The organism is Rahnella sp. WP5, assembly GCF_000745615.1.
Classification (GTDB): Bacteria; Pseudomonadota; Gammaproteobacteria; order Enterobacterales; family Enterobacteriaceae; genus Rahnella; species Rahnella aceris.
Genome location: NZ_KN050720.1, coordinates 525,346 through 543,944, shown reverse-complemented (window position 1 = coordinate 543,944; position 18,599 = coordinate 525,346). Strand labels below are relative to the sequence as shown.

Annotated in this window: 17 protein-coding genes; 11 read left to right on the top strand and 6 right to left on the bottom strand. The window is 52.0% G+C overall.

Translation table 11 applies throughout. The features are described from left to right. Positions 1-96: 96 nt before the first annotated feature. The 4 genes from argT (at position 97) to hisP (ending at position 3,183) form a co-directional block, all read left to right on the top strand. Complete coding sequence (gene argT / locus EX31_RS19560) at positions 97-879, top strand: lysine/arginine/ornithine ABC transporter substrate-binding protein ArgT (RefSeq protein WP_013574564.1); 783 nt, start codon at positions 97-99, stop codon at positions 877-879. Between the two features lie 106 nt (positions 880-985). Then, the gene (locus EX31_RS19555; protein WP_037036220.1) at positions 986-1,672 is read left to right on the top strand and encodes a histidine ABC transporter permease HisQ; all 687 of its coding nucleotides are present in this window, start codon (positions 986-988) and stop codon (positions 1,670-1,672) included. Beyond that, positions 1,669-2,382: an ABC transporter permease gene (locus EX31_RS19550; protein WP_013574566.1), complete on the top strand. Its 714-nt coding sequence runs from the start codon at positions 1,669-1,671 to the stop codon at positions 2,380-2,382. Before EX31_RS19555 ends, EX31_RS19550 begins: the two co-directional genes overlap by 4 nt. Before the next feature lie 27 nt (positions 2,383-2,409). Then, positions 2,410-3,183, top strand: coding sequence for a histidine ABC transporter ATP-binding protein HisP (hisP, locus tag EX31_RS19545; protein WP_013574567.1), 774 nt, complete (start codon positions 2,410-2,412; stop codon positions 3,181-3,183). Positions 3,184-3,237: 54 nt separating this feature from the next. Here hisP and pepT read toward each other — a convergent pair whose 3' ends face one another. Further along, a complete protein-coding gene (gene pepT, locus EX31_RS19540) occupies positions 3,238-4,470 on the bottom strand; it encodes a peptidase T (RefSeq protein WP_037036219.1) in 1,233 nt (410 codons plus the stop codon). 159 nt (positions 4,471-4,629) lie between these two features. On the opposite strand from pepT, the gene EX31_RS19535 reads away from it, so the two are divergent. Continuing rightward, positions 4,630-6,225, top strand: coding sequence for an ABC transporter substrate-binding protein (locus EX31_RS19535; protein WP_037036218.1), 1,596 nt, complete (start codon positions 4,630-4,632; stop codon positions 6,223-6,225). 530 nt (positions 6,226-6,755) lie between these two features. On the opposite strand, the gene EX31_RS19530 is transcribed toward EX31_RS19535, so the two are convergent. Together EX31_RS19530 and yfcG are read right to left on the bottom strand one after the other, a co-directional pair. Next, positions 6,756-7,652: a TIGR01777 family oxidoreductase gene (locus EX31_RS19530; protein WP_037036217.1), complete on the bottom strand. Its 897-nt coding sequence runs from the start codon at positions 7,650-7,652 to the stop codon at positions 6,756-6,758. A 142-nt stretch (positions 7,653-7,794) separates the two neighbouring features. Beyond that, positions 7,795-8,424: a GSH-dependent disulfide bond oxidoreductase gene (gene yfcG / locus EX31_RS19525; protein WP_037036216.1), complete on the bottom strand. Its 630-nt coding sequence runs from the start codon at positions 8,422-8,424 to the stop codon at positions 7,795-7,797. A 316-nt stretch (positions 8,425-8,740) separates the two neighbouring features. On the opposite strand from yfcG, the gene yfcD reads away from it, so the two are divergent. Continuing rightward, on the top strand, positions 8,741-9,373 hold the full coding sequence (yfcD, locus tag EX31_RS19520; protein ID WP_081925227.1) for an NUDIX hydrolase YfcD: 633 nt from the start codon (positions 8,741-8,743) through the stop codon (positions 9,371-9,373). A gap of 38 nt (positions 9,374-9,411) precedes the next feature. Here the strand turns inward: yfcD and EX31_RS19515 are convergent, their stop codons facing one another. Then, positions 9,412-10,428, bottom strand: a complete 1,017-nt coding sequence (locus tag EX31_RS19515; protein ID WP_037036215.1) for a LacI family DNA-binding transcriptional regulator — start codon at positions 10,426-10,428, stop codon at positions 9,412-9,414. Positions 10,429-10,782: 354 nt separating this feature from the next. Here EX31_RS19515 and EX31_RS19510 point away from each other — a divergent pair, with 354 nt between their 5' ends. The 5 genes from EX31_RS19510 to EX31_RS19490 all read left to right on the top strand — a co-directional run bounded on the left by EX31_RS19510 (position 10,783) and on the right by EX31_RS19490 (position 14,957). Next, a complete protein-coding gene (locus EX31_RS19510; protein ID WP_013574574.1) occupies positions 10,783-11,226 on the top strand; it encodes a PTS sugar transporter subunit IIA in 444 nt (147 codons plus the stop codon). Between the two features lie 138 nt (positions 11,227-11,364). Continuing rightward, positions 11,365-11,646, top strand: a complete 282-nt coding sequence (locus EX31_RS19505; RefSeq protein ID WP_013574575.1) for a PTS sugar transporter subunit IIB — start codon at positions 11,365-11,367, stop codon at positions 11,644-11,646. A gap of 50 nt (positions 11,647-11,696) precedes the next feature. Continuing rightward, complete coding sequence (locus tag EX31_RS19500) at positions 11,697-13,073, top strand: PTS ascorbate transporter subunit IIC (RefSeq protein ID WP_013574576.1); 1,377 nt, start codon at positions 11,697-11,699, stop codon at positions 13,071-13,073. 104 nt (positions 13,074-13,177) lie between these two features. Then, positions 13,178-14,011, top strand: a complete 834-nt coding sequence (locus tag EX31_RS19495) for a transketolase (RefSeq protein WP_037036213.1) — start codon at positions 13,178-13,180, stop codon at positions 14,009-14,011. Then, positions 14,004-14,957: a transketolase family protein gene (locus EX31_RS19490; RefSeq protein WP_037036212.1), complete on the top strand. Its 954-nt coding sequence runs from the start codon at positions 14,004-14,006 to the stop codon at positions 14,955-14,957. Before EX31_RS19495 ends, EX31_RS19490 begins: the two co-directional genes overlap by 8 nt. Positions 14,958-15,050: 93 nt before the next feature. Here EX31_RS19490 and pta read toward each other — a convergent pair whose 3' ends face one another. Both pta and ackA read right to left on the bottom strand, forming a co-directional pair. Then, positions 15,051-17,195 carry a phosphate acetyltransferase gene (gene pta / locus EX31_RS19485; protein WP_197060749.1) on the bottom strand — a complete coding sequence of 715 codons (2,145 nt, stop codon included), beginning with the start codon at positions 17,193-17,195 and terminating at the stop codon, positions 15,051-15,053. 181 nt (positions 17,196-17,376) lie between these two features. Next, on the bottom strand, positions 17,377-18,579 hold the full coding sequence (gene ackA / locus EX31_RS19480) for an acetate kinase (protein WP_013574580.1): 1,203 nt from the start codon (positions 18,577-18,579) through the stop codon (positions 17,377-17,379). Between the last annotated feature and the right edge of the window lie 20 nt (positions 18,580-18,599).

Sequence of the window (18,599 nt, the reverse complement as noted above, 5' to 3'; positions counted from 1 at the left end):
TGGCAAAAAGCCATTTGCATCGTTCAGCAAACTATAAAAAGACGTTCATTCACGCACACACAACCACAACAGATGAATAATCACTGAGGCTAATGTATGAAAAAGTTGTTCAAGGTTCTCCCGCTGGTTCTGGTCTTAGCCAGTGCAGGTAGTGCATTTGCTGCCGTGCCTAAAGCAATTAATATCGGTACTGATCCGACTTACGCCCCATTTGAATCAAAAGACTCCAGCGGCAAGCTGGTTGGTTTTGATATCGACCTGGCCAACGAGATGTGCAAACGTGCAGCCATTAAATGCACTTACGTTGAAAGTGATTTTGATGCGCTGATCCCGTCCCTGAAAGCGAAAAAGATTGATGCGATTATTTCCTCATTATCCATCACTGAAAAACGCCAGCAGGAAATTGATTTCACAGAGAAACTTTACGCCGCTAACGCCCGTCTGATCGCGCCTAAAGGTTCTAAAGTTCTGCCTACTCTGGATGCGCTGAAAGGTAAAAATGTCGGCGTTCTGCAGGGTTCCACTCAGGAAGCTTATGCCAACGCGATGTGGCAGCCAAAAGGCATCAACGTAGTCGCTTACCAGAACCAGGATCTGATTTATGCGGATCTGGCTTCCGGTCGTCTTGACGCGGCATTCCAGGATGAAGTAGCAGGCAGCGAAGGCTTCCTGAAACAAGCTGCAGGTAAAGATTACGCGTTTGCTGGCCCGTCAGTTAAAGACGATAAATTCTTCGGCGTGGGCACCGGCATGGGGCTGCGTAAGACGGATACTGACCTGAAAGACGCACTGAATAAGGCATTTGACAGCATGCGTAAAGACGGGACTTACGACAAACTGGCGAAAAAATACTTCGACTTTGATGTTTACGGCGGCTGATACGCGTCGTGAGATGTGCCAAAGGGGGCGGTGTGCCGCTCCCTGCGGTTCTGACGCTGGCCGTCTTTTTGTCTGCGCAGGGATCCACTAAAGACAGGAAAAAACCATGCTGTATGGGTATTCCCAGGTAATTATCCAGGGCACGTTAGTGACACTGGAGCTGGCGATTTCGTCAGTCATTCTGGCGCTGGTGATAGGGTTAATCGGCGCGGGCGGGAAACTGTCAAAGAACCGGATCGTGTCTGGTTTTTTTGGTTGCTACACCACGCTTATTCGCGGCGTACCTGATCTGGTATTAATGTTATTGATTTTCTACGGGTTGCAGATTGCGCTTAACAGCGTCACCGAATCACTGGGGTTGACGCAAATTGATATCGATCCGATGAGCGCCGGTATTATCACGCTGGGCTTTATCTACGGGGCTTATTTCACTGAGACGTTCCGTGGTGCGTTTATGGCGGTCCCGCGTGGACAAATCGAAGCTGCGACGGCTTTCGGGTTCAGCGGTTCACAGATTTTCCGACGAATTTTATTTCCGGCCATGATGCGTTTCGCGCTGCCGGGCATTGCCAACAACTGGCAGGTTATCCTCAAAGCCACCGCGCTGGTGTCATTGCTGGGCCTGAATGATGTGGTGAAAGCCACGCAACTGGCCGGGAAAGGCACTTATCAGCCGTTCTATTTTGCGATTGTGGCGGGAGTGGTTTATCTGGTTTTCACCACGCTGTCGAACGGCGTGCTGGTATGGCTTGATCGCCGTTATTCGCTGGGTGTGAAGAGGGCTGATCTATGATCGAAATTTTACAACAGTACGGTATGTCTTTGCTCTACAGCGATGGCTACCGTTTTACCGGTCTGGCGATCACCCTGTGGTTACTGATCAGCTCTGTGGTGATAGGCGGATTACTGGCGGTGCCGATGGCGGTGGGGCGCGTGTCTTCTAACAAATTCCTGCGTTATCCGATCTGGCTGTACACCTATATTTTCCGCGGAACGCCGCTGTATGTTCAGTTGCTGGTGTTTTATTCGGGGATGTACAGCCTGGAAATCGTGCGTGGTACCGACTTCCTCAATGCCTTCTTCCGCAGCGGGCTTAACTGTACGATTCTGGCGCTGACGCTCAACACCTGTGCCTACACCACCGAGATTTTTGCCGGTGCCATCCGCGCAGTACCGCACGGCGAAATCGAAGCGGCCAATGCCTACGGTTTCTCACGCTTTAAACTGTACACCTGCATTATTTTGCCGTCGGCATTACGTACGGCGCTGCCTGCTTACAGTAATGAAGTCATTCTGATGTTGCACTCCACCGCGCTGGCATTTACCGCCACGGTACCGGACGTGCTGAAAATCGCCCGCGACATCAACTCGGCGACGTATCAGCCGTTTTATGCTTTCGGGATTGCAGCAGTGATTTATCTTTGTGTTTCTTTTGTCCTGATCGGGCTGTTCCGCAAGGCGGAAAAACGCTGGCTGGCTCACGTAAAGCCCCAAGCTCATTAATAAGAATTATTTTTGCGGAATAACTTTATGCCAGAAAACAAATTAGCGGTTCTCGATCTCCACAAGCGCTATGGCGACCACGAAGTGCTGAAAGGTGTTTCGTTGTCGGCCAATGCGGGTGATGTGATCAGTATTATCGGTTCATCAGGTTCCGGGAAAAGTACCTTCCTGCGCTGCATTAACTTCCTCGAGAAACCAAGCGAAGGCTCGATCAGCGTTAATAATCAGGATATCCGCATGGTGCGCGACACCGACGGTCAGCTGAAAGTGTTTGATAAGAAGCAACTGCAACTGCTGCGTACCAAACTGACGATGGTGTTCCAGCATTTCAACCTGTGGAGCCACATGACGGTGCTGGAAAACGTCATGGAAGCGCCGGTGCAGGTGCTGGGGTTGAGCAAAGCCGAAGCGCGTGAACGTGCGGTGAAATACCTCGATAAAGTGGGTATTGATGCCCGCGCGCAAGGTAAATATCCGGTGAACTTGTCAGGCGGTCAGCAACAGCGTGTGTCTATTGCCCGCGCGCTGGCGATGGAACCGGAAGTGCTGCTGTTTGATGAGCCGACTTCCGCGCTGGATCCTGAACTGGTCGGCGAGGTGCTGCGTATCATGCAAAAGCTGGCGGAAGAGGGGAAAACCATGGTGGTGGTAACGCATGAGATGGAGTTTGCCCGTCATGTCTCCAGCCATGTCATCTTCCTGCATCAGGGTGTGATTGAAGAGCAGGGCGATCCTGCTGAAGTCTTTGGCAATCCGAAAAGCGCCCGTCTGCAACAGTTCCTGTCAGGTGCATTGAAGTAACAAAAACTCCCTCCCCCTTCGCAGGGGGAGGAGCAAGATAAAAAGCGAGTCGAATTAATCTTTCGCAGCCAGCAGGCACAGCTGAACAGTCAGTTCATAGGACTTCACAAACGAATTCACCGGCAGGAACTCAAACTTCGAGTGGAAATTGTGCGCGCCGGTAAAGTAGTTCGGCGTCAGTAATCCTTTGGCCGATAATGCTGCGCCGTCGGTGCCGCCACGCATCGGGATCACTTTCGGCTCCACGCCAATTTCTTTCAGGCCTGCAAAGATCAGGTCGATCGCCCGCCGATCTTCGCCGATGGCGCGGCTGATATTGCTGTAGGTATCGCTGATCTCAACTGAGACTTTTGCGGTCGGATACTGCGCGGCTATCTCTTTCGCCACATCCTGAATTTTCTGCTTACGGGCGGCAAAACTGGCGCTGTCGAAATCGCGAATAGAAGCTTTCAGTTCCGCGCCTTGCTGCGAAGCGCTCATGCCGTTGAACCAGATATAACCTTCCCGGCCTTCAGTGTTTTCAGGGGTTTCAGCGCGGTCAAAATGACTGATGAAATCCTGCGCCATCAGCAGCGGATTCACCAGCACGCCTTTGGCCGACATCGGATGTGCTGTCACGCCGGTGAAGGTAATTTCTGCCGCTGCCGCATTGAAGTTTTCATATACCACTTCGCCGAGTTCGCAACAGTCGATGGTGTAAGCAAAATCGACATCAAAGCGGGCGAGATCCAACGCCTTGGCACCACGCAGACCAATTTCTTCGTCAGGCACAAACGCCACCACGATATCGCCGTATTCCTGCTCAGCCGTCAGGTTTTCCAGCAACGTCATCACGACAGTGACCGCCGCTTTGTTATCCGCGCCCAGCACGCTGGTACCGTCGCTGAAAATAATATCCTCACCTTTGTAAGGTAAGATTTCCGGGCGTTCCGCAGGGCGCAGCCAGATATCCAGCGCCTTGTTCAGACACACATCCTCACCGGTAAAACGCAATGTCTGCGGATGAATATCCGGGCGCAGGCCGACATCCACGGTATCGATATGCGTGATAAAACCGATACGCGGGCCGCCTTTTTTGGTGCCGGATTTGACTGCCGTCACGGTGGCATGTTCATCGATCTGAATATTTTCCAGACCCAGCTGATGCAGTTCTTCAGCCAGCAACCGCGCCATGTCGTGCTGGCCCGGCGTGCTGGGTAAGGTCGTCGCGCTGGCATCACTTTGTGATGTCACGGAGAGATAGCGGTAGAAGCGTTCGGTAAGCTGTGTTGCGATTGTTGTCGACATCTTAACCTCTGAATGTGCGCAAATATTGTTCCCTGTTATAAGATTTTCATATATAACAAAGTATTACTACGTGTTATCCAGATGTTAATCTGTTTTTGCTTTAGGTTCCACGATGAAGAAGATCTAAACACTCTCCGGACAGGGAAAATAGGGAAAAGAATGAAACACAACATCTTAAAAATAAGCACAGGTTTACTGGCGTTAACCATCACCAGCGGCGTTTGTGCTAAAACGCTGGTTTACTGCTCCGAAGGCTCGCCTGAGCAATTCAACCCGCAACTTTATACATCGGGCACTTCCGTGGATGCCAGCGCTGCGCCAATTTATAACCGTCTGGTGGATTTCAAAATCGGTACCACAGAACTGGTGCCAAGTCTGGCGGAAAGCTGGGAGGTCAGCGCAGACGGTAAAACCTATACCTTCCACCTGCGTAAAGGCGTGAAATTCCAGAGCAGCAAGTTGTTCAAACCGACCCGCGACTTCAACGCTGACGACGTGATCTTCTCGTTCATGCGCCAGAAAGACGAGAATAACCCTTATCATAAAATTTCCGGCGGCACTTACCTTAACTTCGACAGCCTGAAAATGGGCGATCTTATCGGCAGCATTGATAAGGTGGATGATTACACGGTGCGCTTTAACCTGACGCGTCCCGAAGCGCCGTTCGTGGCCGATCTGGCGTGGTATTTTGCTTCCATCCTCTCGGCAGAATATGCCGATCAGATGCTTAAAGCCGGTACACCGGAAAAATTGGATCAGGATCCGATTGGGACCGGGCCGTTTGAGCTGGTGCAGTACCAGAAAGATACGCGTCTGCTGTACAAGGCGTTCCCGGATTACTGGCAGGGCAAATCCAAAATTGACCGTCTGGTGTATACCATTACGCCTGACGCCTCAATGCGCCTCGCCAAACTTGAGAAAAACGAATGCCAGGTGATGCCGTTCCCGAATCCGGCTGATCTGGATCGTATGCGCGCCAATAAAGACATCAACCTGATGAGCAAGGCTGGCCTGAACACCGGTTTCCTGTCTTTCAATACGCAGAAAGCGCCGCTGGATAATGTGAAAGTGCGTCAGGCGCTGACCATGGCCATTAACAAACCACAGATCATTGAAGCGGTGTTCCACGGTACGGGAACCGTCGCAAAAACGCTGCTGCCGACGGGTGTCTGGAGTTACAACGACAAACTGGTGGATTACGATTACTCACCGGAGAAAGCCAAAGCTCTTCTGGCCGAAGCCGGGATGCCGAACGGTTTTGATATCGATTTATGGGCGATGCCGGTACAGCGTCCGTATAACCCGAACGCCCGGCGTATGGCGGAAATGATCCAGGCGGACTGGGCAAAAATTGGCGTGAAAGCGCATATCGTCAGTTACGAATGGGGTGAATACCAGACCCGTATCCGTAACGGCGAACATATGGCAGCGCTGATGGGCTGGACAACGGCGAACGGTGACCCGGATAATTTCTTTGGTCCGCTGTTTACCTGTAATGCCGCGAAGGGCGGTTCGAACTCAGCGAAATGGTGTTACGCGCCGTTTGACCAGTTGATCACCGAAGCGAAAGAAACCACCGATCATGCGAAACGCGTGGCGCTTTACGAGCAGGCCCAGCAGATGATGCACGATCAGGCACCGGCGGTGATGATCGCCCACTCGACCATTTTCGAACCGGTACGCAAAGAAGTGACCGGTTATGAAGTGGATCCGTTTGGGAAACATGTGTTTTATCAGGTGGATGTGAAGGAGTAAGAGCGGGTTTGAACGGATAAAATGAAAACTGTGAAAGTTTCGGTTTCTCAATAATTGTGCTCACATAATTTTCTGCGCCGAAACCGCCCAAAGGAGGAAAGTGCTTTTCCTCCTTTGGATTCCTCCTCGCTTTTTCAACAAGTGCTTCGCTCGCTGGCTATGTTTCAGCAACCACAGTGACAGGCTGGAAATCTTGCCGCTTTGCGGTTCCTTCTCTCGGTCTTCGAGCCCCGGGTCTCGAAGCCGCTCCGTTCAGCAAGATTTCTGATTCGCCCGTGAGATCTTAAATTCAACGGCTGACCGTTTTTTATCTTTTAGATAAGTTGATTGGCATTTTGCGCCACACACTAATGCGCCGGAACATGTCCTTCATTCCAGCGACAGCGCGCAGTGAAAAAGCGAGGGGAGTGCAGAGGGGAAAAGCTTTTCCCCTCTGCTCGGTTTCGGCGAAATAGCCCATGTGAGCGCAGTTATTGAGAAACCGAAACATCCCCAATCTGGTTGAGCAGGGTGAAGGGCTGCAAGACCCTTCATCCCAGCAAATCCTCCAGCGTTTCCTTTAACTCCTGATGCTTAAAAATAAACCCTGCTGCTTCCAGCCGGCGCGGCACTGCACGCTGACCACCCAGCACTAATACAGCTGATTCGCCCATCAGCAAGCGCACCACAGGCGCGGGTGCCCGCATAAACGCCGGGCGGTGCAATACTTCGCCGAGCAGGGCACTGAATTGCTCGTTGCGCGCCGGATACGGCGACACCATATTGAACGGGCCGGAAAGTGTTTCGTGTTCCAGCAAGAACAGAATCCCGTCAATCATGTCGTTGATGTGGATCCACGGCATGTATTGCTGACCATCACCGAGCGGGCCACCGAGACCGGCGCGGTAGGGCAGAACTATTTTGGCCAGCGCACCGCCTTTTTCAGCCAGTACGATGCCGGTGCGCAGCAAACAAACACGCGTCGCCGCGCTTTGTGCTGACATCGCCAGTGCTTCCCAGCGGGCACACAATTGCCAGGTAAACTGCTTGTTAGGCGGCTCATCTTCAGGCACCAGAGCCTGGCCCTGATCGCCGTAATAGCCGACCGCCGAACCGGAGATAAACACGGCAGGGGGCTTTTCACTGGCGTTAATCAGCGTTGCCAGCTTTTCTGTCAGCTTCCAGCGGCTCTCGCATAACAATGCTTTGTGTTCTTTGGTCCAGCGTTTGTCGGCAATGGGTTCACCGGCAAGGTTAATTACGGCATCGAAACCGTCGAGCGAGGTTTTTCCTTCCAGCGTTTCCCAGACGGAAACCTGCGACCCGAGTATTTTCCCCGCGCGTTCAGGGGCACGGCTCAGGGCGGTGATCTGATGAGATTGCTCAAGAAGCCGTTCGGTCAATTTTCTTCCGATGAGGCCGGTGGCGCCGGTAATCAAGATCTTCATATCGGGATCCTTAACTGTCTGAATACGCGGATGAACTGTCTTTAATCATAGATGAGTCATCGCAATTAACTCGCGATATGGAGCACAGTTAAGGGTTTTTTATTCTGAGATATCCAGAACGCCTCCGGCAGGCTGAAGGGGCTTACTGAACCTGCGCCAGCGCGTAGGCTCTTTGTGTTGCCGGGCGGCTTTTAACCCGTTCGAACCAGTTGCGTACGGCAGGGTATCCAGCCAGATCAATACGCTGGCGTTCATGAGCCACGACCCACGGATAAGTGGCCATGTCGGCGATACTGTAATTCTCCCCGGCGATATAGGCATTTTTCTCTAACTGGCGGTTCAGCACGCCATACAGACGCTGAGTTTCCTGTAAATAACGCTCAATGGCGTAAGGCACCGGCTGCGGCGCATAATGCGTAAAATGGTGGTTCTGACCCAGCATCGGGCCAAATCCGGCAACCTGCCAGGTCAGCCATTCCAGTGTCACGGTGCGCTCACGCAACTCTTTGCTGAGAAATTTTCCGGTTTTTTCTGCCAGATATTGCAAAATTGCGCCAGACTCAAAAATACTGACCGGTGTGCCGCCGTCAACGGGCTGACTGTCGACAATGGCCGGGATTTTGTTGTTGGGTGAAATGGCGAGGAATTCAGGTTTGAATTGCTCCCCTGCGCTGATATCAATACGGTGGAGCCGGTATTGCAGGCCACTCTCTTCAAGAAAAAGAGAAACTTTATGGCCATTCGGTGTTGGTGCGTAATAAAGATCAATCATATTGCCTCCTGCGTTGTTTTAATCACTCTCCGCGAATGGCGGGGCGGGATGCGCTAATTTGGAACGGGTAATCACAAGCTTCTTATCCGATTGAGTAGGGTATCATAATGCAGATGTTTAGAAGTCTATGTCGGACTTGTCTGATGGCGAACTTTGCGGGGTAACATAGCTTTTAGGTTGCATCAACGCATCCATAGCTATTGAAGCCACCCAGCAGACCCAGATAGAATCTCCGGACATTATCGACGTGTTGCAAAATCACAGCGCACAGACTTATTGCGCACAGACCAGCGCTTAAAAGAGAAGGTTCCAGCGGATGTCAGAACAAGAGCAAAACATCAGTACGGATGAGTGGGTTGATATCGTCAACGAAGACAACGAGGTCATTGCCCAGGCCAGCCGACAACAAATGCGTGCTCAGGTCCTGCGTCATCGTGCCAGCTATATTGTGGTTCATGATGGAATGGGGAATATTTTGGTTCAGCGTCGGACTGAAACCAAAGATTTCTATCCGGGCTGGCTCGATGCAACGGCCGGTGGTGTGGTGCAAAGCGGTGAAAATATACTTGATTCAGCTCGCCGTGAAGCCGAGGAAGAGCTGGGTATTGCCGGTGTGCCGTTTGCAGAGCACGGTCAGTTCTACTTTGAAGAAGAGAACAAATGTCGCGTATGGGGAGCATTGTTTAGCTGTGTATCCCATGGCCCGTTTGCCCTGCAGGAAGAAGAAATTGATGCCGTCCGCTGGATGACACCGGAAGAAATCACTGCGCGTTGTGATGAATTTACGCCGGACTCCCTGAAAGCACTTTCTCTGTGGATGACGCGAAACAATGAGAAAGAACACGGTAAGCCGCTGACCCGTGAAGCCGCAGCCCCTGTGGCGGATGCGTCTGTCCCGGGTAATAAAGAAAACGATGAAGAAGAATCGTCAGCGAAAGATGATATCTGAATCACATCACGGGCGAACTCATATCGCCCGTTCTCTTTTTAGCAACTCTCCCGCTTGCACAACGACGAAGCGATCGTCACTTCTTCCCATTCCTCGTCATTAATCCTCGCCAGCAATGCCTGGGCGGCGCGCACCCCGATTTCTTTATGCGGAATAGCAATAGTGGTCAGCGGCGGCTGGCATACTTTACTGACATCGGCATTGCCAAAGCCGACCACGGCAAGTTCATCTGGCACTTTGATGCGTCTGCGCTGGCATTCATACAGTGCGCCACAGGCGAGATCGTCGGAAACACACACCAGCGCGTCAATTTCCGGCCAGGCAAGCAGGAACTCCGGCAGTTGCTGAGCGCCGGTGGAAAAGCTGGCAGGCTCGGCGGCGTTTATCACCCGGTGCGGGGACATATGTGCTTTCAACATGGCCTTACGCCAACCCTGAAGGTGCTGCTGGAAAATCCACTGTTCCTGATTGGCACACAGCATGCCGATATTCTGATATCCCTTCGCCACCACCGTCTGGGTCAACTGAAACATCGCCTCGACATAATCAATGCCGATATTCATGTCGATTGGCGAAGTGGTCAGCGCACCGATTTCCAGCACCGGGATGGTCAGGTTATCCAGCCATTGACGTACATTGGCGGAGTGTTCAACGGACAGTAAAATCGCCGCCGCCAGATTGTAGGAAAGCAGCGTTTCCAGCAGTTTTTCTTCCCGCTCAATACGATGTTGAGATTCCGCCAGCATGATCTGATAACCGGCCGGTTGCAGCACTTTCTGTAGCCCGGCAAACATCTCGGCGCAGCCCGCTTCGGAAAGGCTCGGCACAATCATCGCAATGGTATTTGAGGAGGCGGAAGCCAGGGAACTGGCGGCCTGGTTGGGCAGATATCCCAGCTGACTGACCGCTTCTTCGATCTTCTCCCGTAGCTTATCGGAGACCTGTTCGGGTGTGCGCAGCGCACGGGAAACAGTCATGCTGCCCACGCCCGCCAGTTGCGCGACATCAGCCAGCGTCACTCTTCCGGTACTGCGTCTTTTCTTGTTAATGGACATTCACGATCCTGACCTTAACTGCGCATCTTGCGCAAAATGTATACCCACAGGTATAGCGAAAAAAGCGGGCCGCAGCAGGACCGGTAAATCGGGAACCACGGCAGAATTCGGTAAATTATCGGCAATTTCCCGACAAAGTATACCGTTATTTATGCGATCCACGGGACGGCGATACCGCTGTGTGATTATTTTTGATAGCGCTATCACAGATCTCAATGATAGAAATTTGGTAGCGCTATCTTTGAGATCTGTATCACAGATGTTAACGCTACCGCTGAAGTAGAGTCTGGATCGTTGGTGCGGTCTGGGGGAAATTTGACCTGCCATCTTTAAAAATAAAAACGGAGCATCACTATGCTGAATGATTGGCTGACATCTGAACGAATTCAGATCAGAACGGATATCACGGACTGGCGGCAGGCAGTGGAAGTGAGCGCTGAGCCACTGCTGAAAGAAGGGACAATTACCCCGGATTACCTGACGGCTATTTTTGCTCAACGGGAAAAACTGGGGCCGTATTTTGTTCTGGCGCCGGGCATTGCGATGCCACACGCCAGACCAGAAGAAGGGGCGAACGGGTTGGGACTCTCGTTGCTGACGTTGCCGCACGGCGTGGCGTTTAATTCAGAGGATAACGATCCGGTGTATACCGTGGTGATGTTATCGGCAGCAGATAAGCACAGCCATATTGAACTGATTTCTGAACTGGCAGAATTATTTTCCAGTGAAGAAGATATGCAGAAAATACATCAGGCAAAAACCATCAGAGAAATTCAGGACGTTATATCCCGCTATTAATTTGACTTAATATTGTAAAGGGAGTGCGACTTAAATCTAAGGATATTCTGACCATTCAGATGCATTAACATGTGCAGATGGAGTACGGTTCTACATATTTTAATCGTTTAAAAAACAGATAAAGGACAAGTGAATAATATGAAAATCATGGCGATTTGTGGTTCCGGTTTAGGCAGCAGCTTTATGGTTGAAATGAACATCAAGAAAGTCCTGAAGAAACTCAATATTCAGGCAGATGTTCAGCACTCCGATTTGTCCTCAGCCATTCCGGGTGAAGCCGACCTGTTCGTGATGGCAAAGGACATCGCTGCCAGTGCCAGCATTCCTGAAAACCAGTTAGTGGTGATTACTAACATCATTGATATTAATGAACTTGAAACAAAACTGATTGCTCACTTTGAAAAACATCCAGTGTCCTGACCGGCACTGAATAACCCTACAAATAAAACAAATAGACAAACGAGGTGGATATGTTTATCCAGGAAACGCTCAAGTTTGTGGTCGATATATTAAAAGTGCCTTCCATACTGGTGGGGCTCATCGCATTAATCGGTCTGGTGGCACAAAAGAAAAACTTTTCTGATGTGGTGAAAGGCACGGTTAAAACAATACTTGGCTTTTTAGTATTGGGCGGTGGTGCAACAGTATTAGTTGGCTCATTAAATCCTTTAGGCGGTATGTTTGAACACGCCTTTAATATCCAGGGTATTATTCCTAATAACGAAGCGATTGTTTCCATCGCGCTGGAGAAATTCGGTGCACCGACAGCGTTAATTATGGCGTTTGGTATGGTGGCAAACCTGATCGTGGCCCGTTTCACCCGTCTTAAATATGTGTTTCTGACCGGTCATCACACGTTTTATATGGCCTGTATGATCAGCGTTATTCTGACGGTGGCCGGTTTTGAAGGTGTTTCACTGGTGTTCACCGGTTCCCTGACGCTGGGCCTTATCATGGCGTTCTTCCCGGCGCTGGCGCAACGTTACATGCGTAAAATTACCGGCAGCGACGACGTGGCATTTGGTCATTTCGGCACCATTGGTTACGTCTTATCGGGCTGGATAGGCAGCAAGGTCGGTAAAGGTTCACGTTCTACGGAAGAAATGAATCTGCCGAAAAACCTCAGTTTCCTGCGTGACAGTTCCATTTCTATCTCGCTCACCATGATTATTATTTATCTGATTATGGCGGTGTTCGCGGGTCAGGTCTTTGTTGAGGCGACCTACAGTGCAGGCCAGAACTACCTGGTGTACGCCATCATCATGGCGATTACCTTTGCGGCAGGCGTGTTCATCATTTTGCAGGGTGTGCGTCTGATCCTGGCGGAAATCGTTCCGGCATTCGTCGGCTTCTCCGAGAAACTGGTGCCTAATGCCCGTCCGGCGCTGGATTGTCCGGTGGTGTATCCGTACGCGCCGAATGCGGTGCTGATCGGTTTCCTGTTCAGCTTCCTTGGCGGTCTGGTGGGACTGTTCCTGTTAGGGCAAATGCATCTGGTGCTGATCCTGCCGGGCGTGGTGCCACACTTCTTCACTGGTGCGACGGCAGGTGTATTCGGTAATGCGACCGGCGGGCGTCGCGGGGCAATGATCGGTGCGTTTGCCAACGGCGTGCTGATTACCTTCCTGCCTGTTCTGCTGTTGCCAGTACTGGGCGCACTGGGCTTTGCTAATGCCACCTTCTCTGATGCGGACTTCGGCGTTATCGGCATCCTGCTGGGTAACCTGGCTCGCTTTATGTCGAAGGAAGGCATCATGGCGCTGATTGTCGGTATCTTCGCGGTACTGGTTGCCTGGAACTATCTCGGCAAAAAACCGGCGGCTGAGAAAGAAATCACTGAAAAGTAATTCCCTGCACCACTACGTTTTTTAACTCCATCCGGGAAACACTGTCCTGCCTGTTAGAAATAACAGGCCAGGATAAGTGCTCATTAAAATAAGGACTAATGAAGATGAAAGATGTCCAGGAGGTTCGTGATCTGGCCCACCATATCCGTATCGAGACGCTAAAAATGCTGACCGGTTTAGGATTCGGGCACTATGGCGGCAGCATGTCCGTGGTGGAAACGCTAGCCGTGTTGTATGGCGATGTGATGCGCATCGACCCGAAAAAACCAGACTGGCAGGAACGTGATTATTTCGTGCTGTCCAAAGGCCATGCTGGTCCGGCGTTGTATGCCACGCTGGCACTGAAAGGTTATTTCCCGGTCAGCGAATTACACACACTCAACCAGAATGGCACAAAGCTGCCGAGCCATCCGGACCGGCTGCGGACCACCGGCGTGGATGCCACCACCGGCTCGCTGGGACAAGGCGTTTCCATTGCGGCGGGCATGGCACTTTCGCATAAGCTGGCTGGTCGCAGCAACCGCGTCTTCTGCATTCTTGGCGACGGTGAGTTGAACGAGGGCCAGTGCTGGGAAGCCTTCCAGTTTATTGCGCACCACAATCTGCATAACCTGACACTGTTCATCGATTACAACAAACAGCAACTCGATGGCACGCTGGATGAAGTGATTAAGCCATTCGATCTGGCCGGAAAATTCAGTGCGTTCGGGTTTGATGTAGAGACCATTAAAGGCGATGACATTGTGGCTATCAGCGAGGCGGTCACACCGGTTCGTCACGCCGAGCAGCGTCCTCTGGTGGTGATCCTCGACAGCATCAAAGGGCAGGGCGTGAAGTATCTCGAGCAACTGGCGAACTCACATCACCTGCGTTTAACGCCGGATGTGAAACTGGAAATCGAAAATGCTATCGCTGAGCTGGAGGCCACTCATGTTTGAAGTTTCTCTTGAATTGCAAAAAGACGCAGTGGAAATGCGCAAAGTTTACGCCAATACCGTGCGTGAAAAAATTGTAGAGAACACGCCGATTATCGCGCTGGAAGCCGATCTGATGAGCTCGATGGCGATGGACGGCGTACACAAAGATCATCCAGATCACGTGATTAACTGCGGCATCATGGAAGCGAATGTCATCGGTGTTGCCGCCGGGCTTTCGCTGACCGGTCGCGTGCCGTTTGTGCATACCTTTACCGCCTTTGCCAGCCGCCGCTGTTTCGATCAGCTGTTTATGTCTCTGGATTACCAGAAGAATAACGTCAAAATCATTGCGTCAGATGCGGGCGTCAGCGCCTGTCATAACGGCGGCACGCATATGTCGTTCGAAGATATGGGCATTGTGCGCGGGCTGGCGAGTTCGGTGGTGATGGAAGTCACCGACGCCGTGATGTTCCGCAATATTTTGCTGCAACTGATGGATTTAAAAGGTTTCTACTGGGTGCGTACCATTCGCAAACAGGCTACGCAGGTTTACAAGGAAGGCTCGACATTTACCATCGGCAAGGCCAATGTGCTGCGCGATGGCACAGACGTGACGCTGATTGCGAACGGGATTATGGTGGCGGAAGCGCTGAGAGCGGCGCAAATGCTGGAACGCGAAGGGGTCAGTGCGGCAGTCATCGACATGTTTACCCTCAAGCCAATTGATAAAGATGTCATCATCAAATACGCCACGAAAACCGGCAAAATTGTGACCTGTGAAAACCACAGTATTCATAACGGACTGGGATCAGCGGTGGCGGAAGTGCTGGTGGAAAACCAGCCGGTGCCGATGCGCCGGGTTGGTGTCAAAGAGCGTTACGGACAGGTGGGCACCCAGGAGTTTTTACAGCAGGAATATGGCCTGACGGCTGAACATATTCTGGAAGCAGCAAAAACACTGCTCTGAATCTTTATCGATCAGCCATGAAGCGATCCGCAAAAAAGACCAAAAAAACGCCGGACTCAAAAAGCCCGGCGTCTTGCGTTCAGAGGGTTTGGCTTATTTGGCCGCAACCGCTGCTTCTGCCTGAGCAGACTGAATCGCAGTCAGTGCAACGGTGTAGACGATATCGTCAACCAGTGCGCCACGCGACAGGTCATTAACCGGTTTACGCATACCCTGCAGCATCGGCCCGATAGAGACCAGATCCGCAGAACGTTGTACCGCTTTGTACGTGGTGTTACCGGTATTCAGGTCAGGGAAGATGAACACGGTCGCTTTACCCGCAACCGGCGAGTTTGGCGCTTTAGATTGTGCAACATCAGCCATGATCGCAGCATCATATTGCAGCGGGCCATCGATGATGAGATCCGGACGTTTTTCCTGGGCCAGACGGGTCGCTTCACGCACTTTCTCAACGTCGCTACCGGCGCCGGAGTTACCGGTTGAGTAGGAGATCATGGCAACGCGGGGTTCGATACCGAAGGCCGCAGCGGAGTCCGCAGACTGGATCGCGATTTCAGACAGCTGTTCAGCAGTAGGATCCGGGTTGATCGCACAGTCGCCATACACCAGAACCTGATCAGGCAGCAGCATGAAGAACACAGAGGAAACCAGTGAGCTGCCCGGCGCAGTTTTGATCAACTGTAACGGCGGGCGGATGGTGTTTGCGGTGGTGTGAACAGCACCGGAAACCAGACCATCAACGTTACCTTGTTCCAGCATCAGCGTGCCCAGAACCACGTTGTCTTCCAGTTGTTCGCGCGCAACCACTTCGGTCATACCTTTGCTTTTACGCAATTCAACCAGACGTGCCACGTATTCTTCGCGCACAACAACCGGATCAACGATTTCGATGCCTTTACCCAGCGTCACGCCCTGAGCTGCTGCAACGCGTTTGATCTCGTCAGGGTTACCCAGCAGAACACATTCCGCGATACCACGTTCCGCACAAAGCGCTGCCGCTTTCACGGTACGTGGCTCGTCGCCTTCCGGCAGAACGATACGTTTACCGGCTTTACGGGCCAGTTCGGTCAGCTGATAGCGGAATGCCGGAGGTGACAGACGGCGTGAGCGTTCAGAATGTGCGCTCAGGGAGTTGATCCAGTCAGCATTGATGTGAGAAGCCACGTACTGTTGCAGTTTCTCTACGCGCTGATGGTCATCTGCAGGCACTTCCAGATTGAAGCTTTGCAGGCTCAGGGAAGTCTGCCAGGTGTTGGTTTCTACCATGAACACTGGCAGGCCTGTCTGGAATGCACGTTCGCACAGGCTGTTGATGCGGGCGTCGATTTCGTAGCCACCGGTCAGCAGGATAGCGCCGATTTCCACGCCATTCATGGCTGCCAGACAGGCTGAAACCAGCACGTCAGGACGGTCAGCAGAAGTCACCAGCAGGGAGCCAGGACGGAAATGCTCCAGCATATGCGGAATGCTGCGTGCGCAGAAAGTGACGGATTTCACGCGGCGGGTTTTGACGTCGCCTTCGTTGATGATACGTGCGTTCAGGTGCTTAGCCATGTCGATTGCGCGGGTGGCAATCAGCTCGAAGCTCCACGGAATGCAGCCCAGAACCGGCAGCGGGCTGTTAGCGAAAAGCTGAGTCGGGTCGATATTTGCCACGCTGGCTTTGGTGGAATCATCAAAGATTTCAGACAGGTCAGGACGTGTACGCCCCTGCTCGTCAACCGGTGCATTCAGTTTGTTAATGATCACGCCGGTGATATTTTTGTTTTTGCTGCCACCGAAGCTGGAACGGGCCAGTTCGATACGTTCTTTGAGCTGCGCAGGAGAATCATTACCCAGCGCCAGAACGAAGACGATTTCTGCGTTCAGGGTTTTGGCAATTTCGTAGTTCAGCGCATTGGCGAACTGGTGTTTGCGGGTAGGCACTAAACCTTCAACCAGCACCACTTCTGCATCTTTGGTGTTTTCGTGATAACGCGCGATGATTTCTTCCATCAGCACGTCTTGCTGGTTTGAGCTCAGCAAGGTTTCAACGTGGCTCATTTTCAGCGGTTCGGCTGCGGTCACAGTGGAGTTAGCGCGAATAATGGTCGTGGTTTGGTCAGGAGCATCTCCGCCAGTACGCGGCTGGGCGATAGGTTTGAAGATACTCAGGCTGACGCCTTTTTGTTCCATGGCACGGATCACACCCAGGCTGACACTGGTCAGACCGACACTGGTGCCTGTAGGGATCAACATAATTGTACGGGACACGGCTAAACCTCTTTAACGGTTGCCAGGCAGGGACATTCGCAGGTTTGTGCAGAGGGGATAATGATCAGCATAAGCGCGATGATTATCCTGCGCGGTGCGTCCAAACGGGCGGCGTTTGCCTATAAGTGAAAAATTGCCCGCATTACGCGGGCAGTCTTGAATCGAATTATGCAGTCAGACGCGCGGCGTCTTGTGCAATCACCAGCTCTTCGTTGGTTGGGATAACCAGAGCGGCGCGAGTGCCTTCTTTGTTGATCGCCCCGGATTTACCGAAACGGGCAGCCAGGTTACGTTCGTGATCCACTTCAAAGCCCAGCAGACCTAATTTAGCCAGAGACAATTCGCGAACCATTGCGGCGTTTTCACCGATACCGCCGGTGAATACGACGGCGTCCAGGCGGCCTTCCATCAGTGAAGTGTACGCACCGATGTATTTCGCCAGGCGGTGGCAGAAGACGTCCATGGCACGTCTGGCATCAGCTTTAGTGGTGTAGTTGTCTTCAACATAACGGCAGTCGCTGGTGACTTCAGTCAGGCCCAGCAGACCCGATTCTTTAGTCAGCATTTTGTTGATTTGATCAACGCTCATGCCCAGAGAATCGTGCAGGTGGAAGATAATTGCCGGGTCGATGTCACCGCTGCGGGTACCCATCACCAGACCTTCCAGCGGGGTCAGCCCCATGGAAGTATCCACACATTTACCGTTACGGATGGCACTGACAGAACCGCCGTTACCCAGGTGGCAAGTGATCAGATTCACTTCTTCCACGGGTTTGTTCAGCATTTTTGCGGCTTCCTGAGTCACGTAGAAGTGACTGGTGCCGTGTGCGCCATAACGACGGACATGGTGATCTTTATACAGGCTGTACGGCAGGGCGTAGAGGTATGATTCTTCTGGCATTGTCTGATGGAAAGCGGTGTCGAAAACGGCAACGTTTTTATCAGCCAGTTTAGGGAAAGATTTCAGTGCTTCATCAATACCGATCAGGTGAGCCGGGTTATGCAGCGGCGCAAACGGGATAGACTCTTTGATACCCTCGATGACAGCGTCGTTGATCAGCATGGATTTGGTCAGCTTCTCGCCGCCATGAACGATGCGGTGGCCGATTGCAACCAGTTCTGCGGACAGCTCAGGTTTTTTGCTCAGAATGTTATTAACGATGAATTTCAACGCTTCACTGTGTGCGGCGCCCGCACCTAAAGCGGCTTCTTCTTTGCCACCGTCCATTTTCCATTTAATGCGCGCTTCTGGCAGATGGAAACATTCGGCTAAACCTGAAATGTGTTCTTCGCCATTTGCAGCATCAATGATGGCAAACTTTAGGGAAGAACTACCACAGTTAAGAACCAGTACAAGCTTACTCGACATGGAAGTACCTATTTATTGTT

Coding starts and splice junctions, on each gene's coding strand:
- EX31_RS19530 (WP_037036217.1), bottom strand. CDS start 7,652: ATGAAGATCTTGATTACCGGCGCCACCGGCCTCATCGGAAGAAAATTG.
- pepT (WP_037036219.1), bottom strand. CDS start 4,470: ATGTCGACAACAATCGCAACACAGCTTACCGAACGCTTCTACCGCTAT.
- EX31_RS19505 (WP_013574575.1), top strand. CDS start 11,365: ATGAAAATCATGGCGATTTGTGGTTCCGGTTTAGGCAGCAGCTTTATG.
- EX31_RS19500 (WP_013574576.1), top strand. CDS start 11,697: ATGTTTATCCAGGAAACGCTCAAGTTTGTGGTCGATATATTAAAAGTG.
- EX31_RS19510 (WP_013574574.1), top strand. CDS start 10,783: ATGCTGAATGATTGGCTGACATCTGAACGAATTCAGATCAGAACGGAT.
- EX31_RS19555 (WP_037036220.1), top strand. CDS start 986: ATGCTGTATGGGTATTCCCAGGTAATTATCCAGGGCACGTTAGTGACA.
- argT (WP_013574564.1), top strand. CDS start 97: ATGAAAAAGTTGTTCAAGGTTCTCCCGCTGGTTCTGGTCTTAGCCAGT.
- EX31_RS19535 (WP_037036218.1), top strand. CDS start 4,630: ATGAAACACAACATCTTAAAAATAAGCACAGGTTTACTGGCGTTAACC.
- hisP (WP_013574567.1), top strand. CDS start 2,410: ATGCCAGAAAACAAATTAGCGGTTCTCGATCTCCACAAGCGCTATGGC.
- yfcD (WP_081925227.1), top strand. CDS start 8,741: ATGTCAGAACAAGAGCAAAACATCAGTACGGATGAGTGGGTTGATATC.
- EX31_RS19515 (WP_037036215.1), bottom strand. CDS start 10,428: ATGTCCATTAACAAGAAAAGACGCAGTACCGGAAGAGTGACGCTGGCT.
- ackA (WP_013574580.1), bottom strand. CDS start 18,579: ATGTCGAGTAAGCTTGTACTGGTTCTTAACTGTGGTAGTTCTTCCCTA.
- pta (WP_197060749.1), bottom strand. CDS start 17,195: ATGTTGATCCCTACAGGCACCAGTGTCGGTCTGACCAGTGTCAGCCTG.
- EX31_RS19495 (WP_037036213.1), top strand. CDS start 13,178: ATGAAAGATGTCCAGGAGGTTCGTGATCTGGCCCACCATATCCGTATC.
- EX31_RS19550 (WP_013574566.1), top strand. CDS start 1,669: ATGATCGAAATTTTACAACAGTACGGTATGTCTTTGCTCTACAGCGAT.
- EX31_RS19490 (WP_037036212.1), top strand. CDS start 14,004: ATGTTTGAAGTTTCTCTTGAATTGCAAAAAGACGCAGTGGAAATGCGC.
- yfcG (WP_037036216.1), bottom strand. CDS start 8,424: ATGATTGATCTTTATTACGCACCAACACCGAATGGCCATAAAGTTTCT.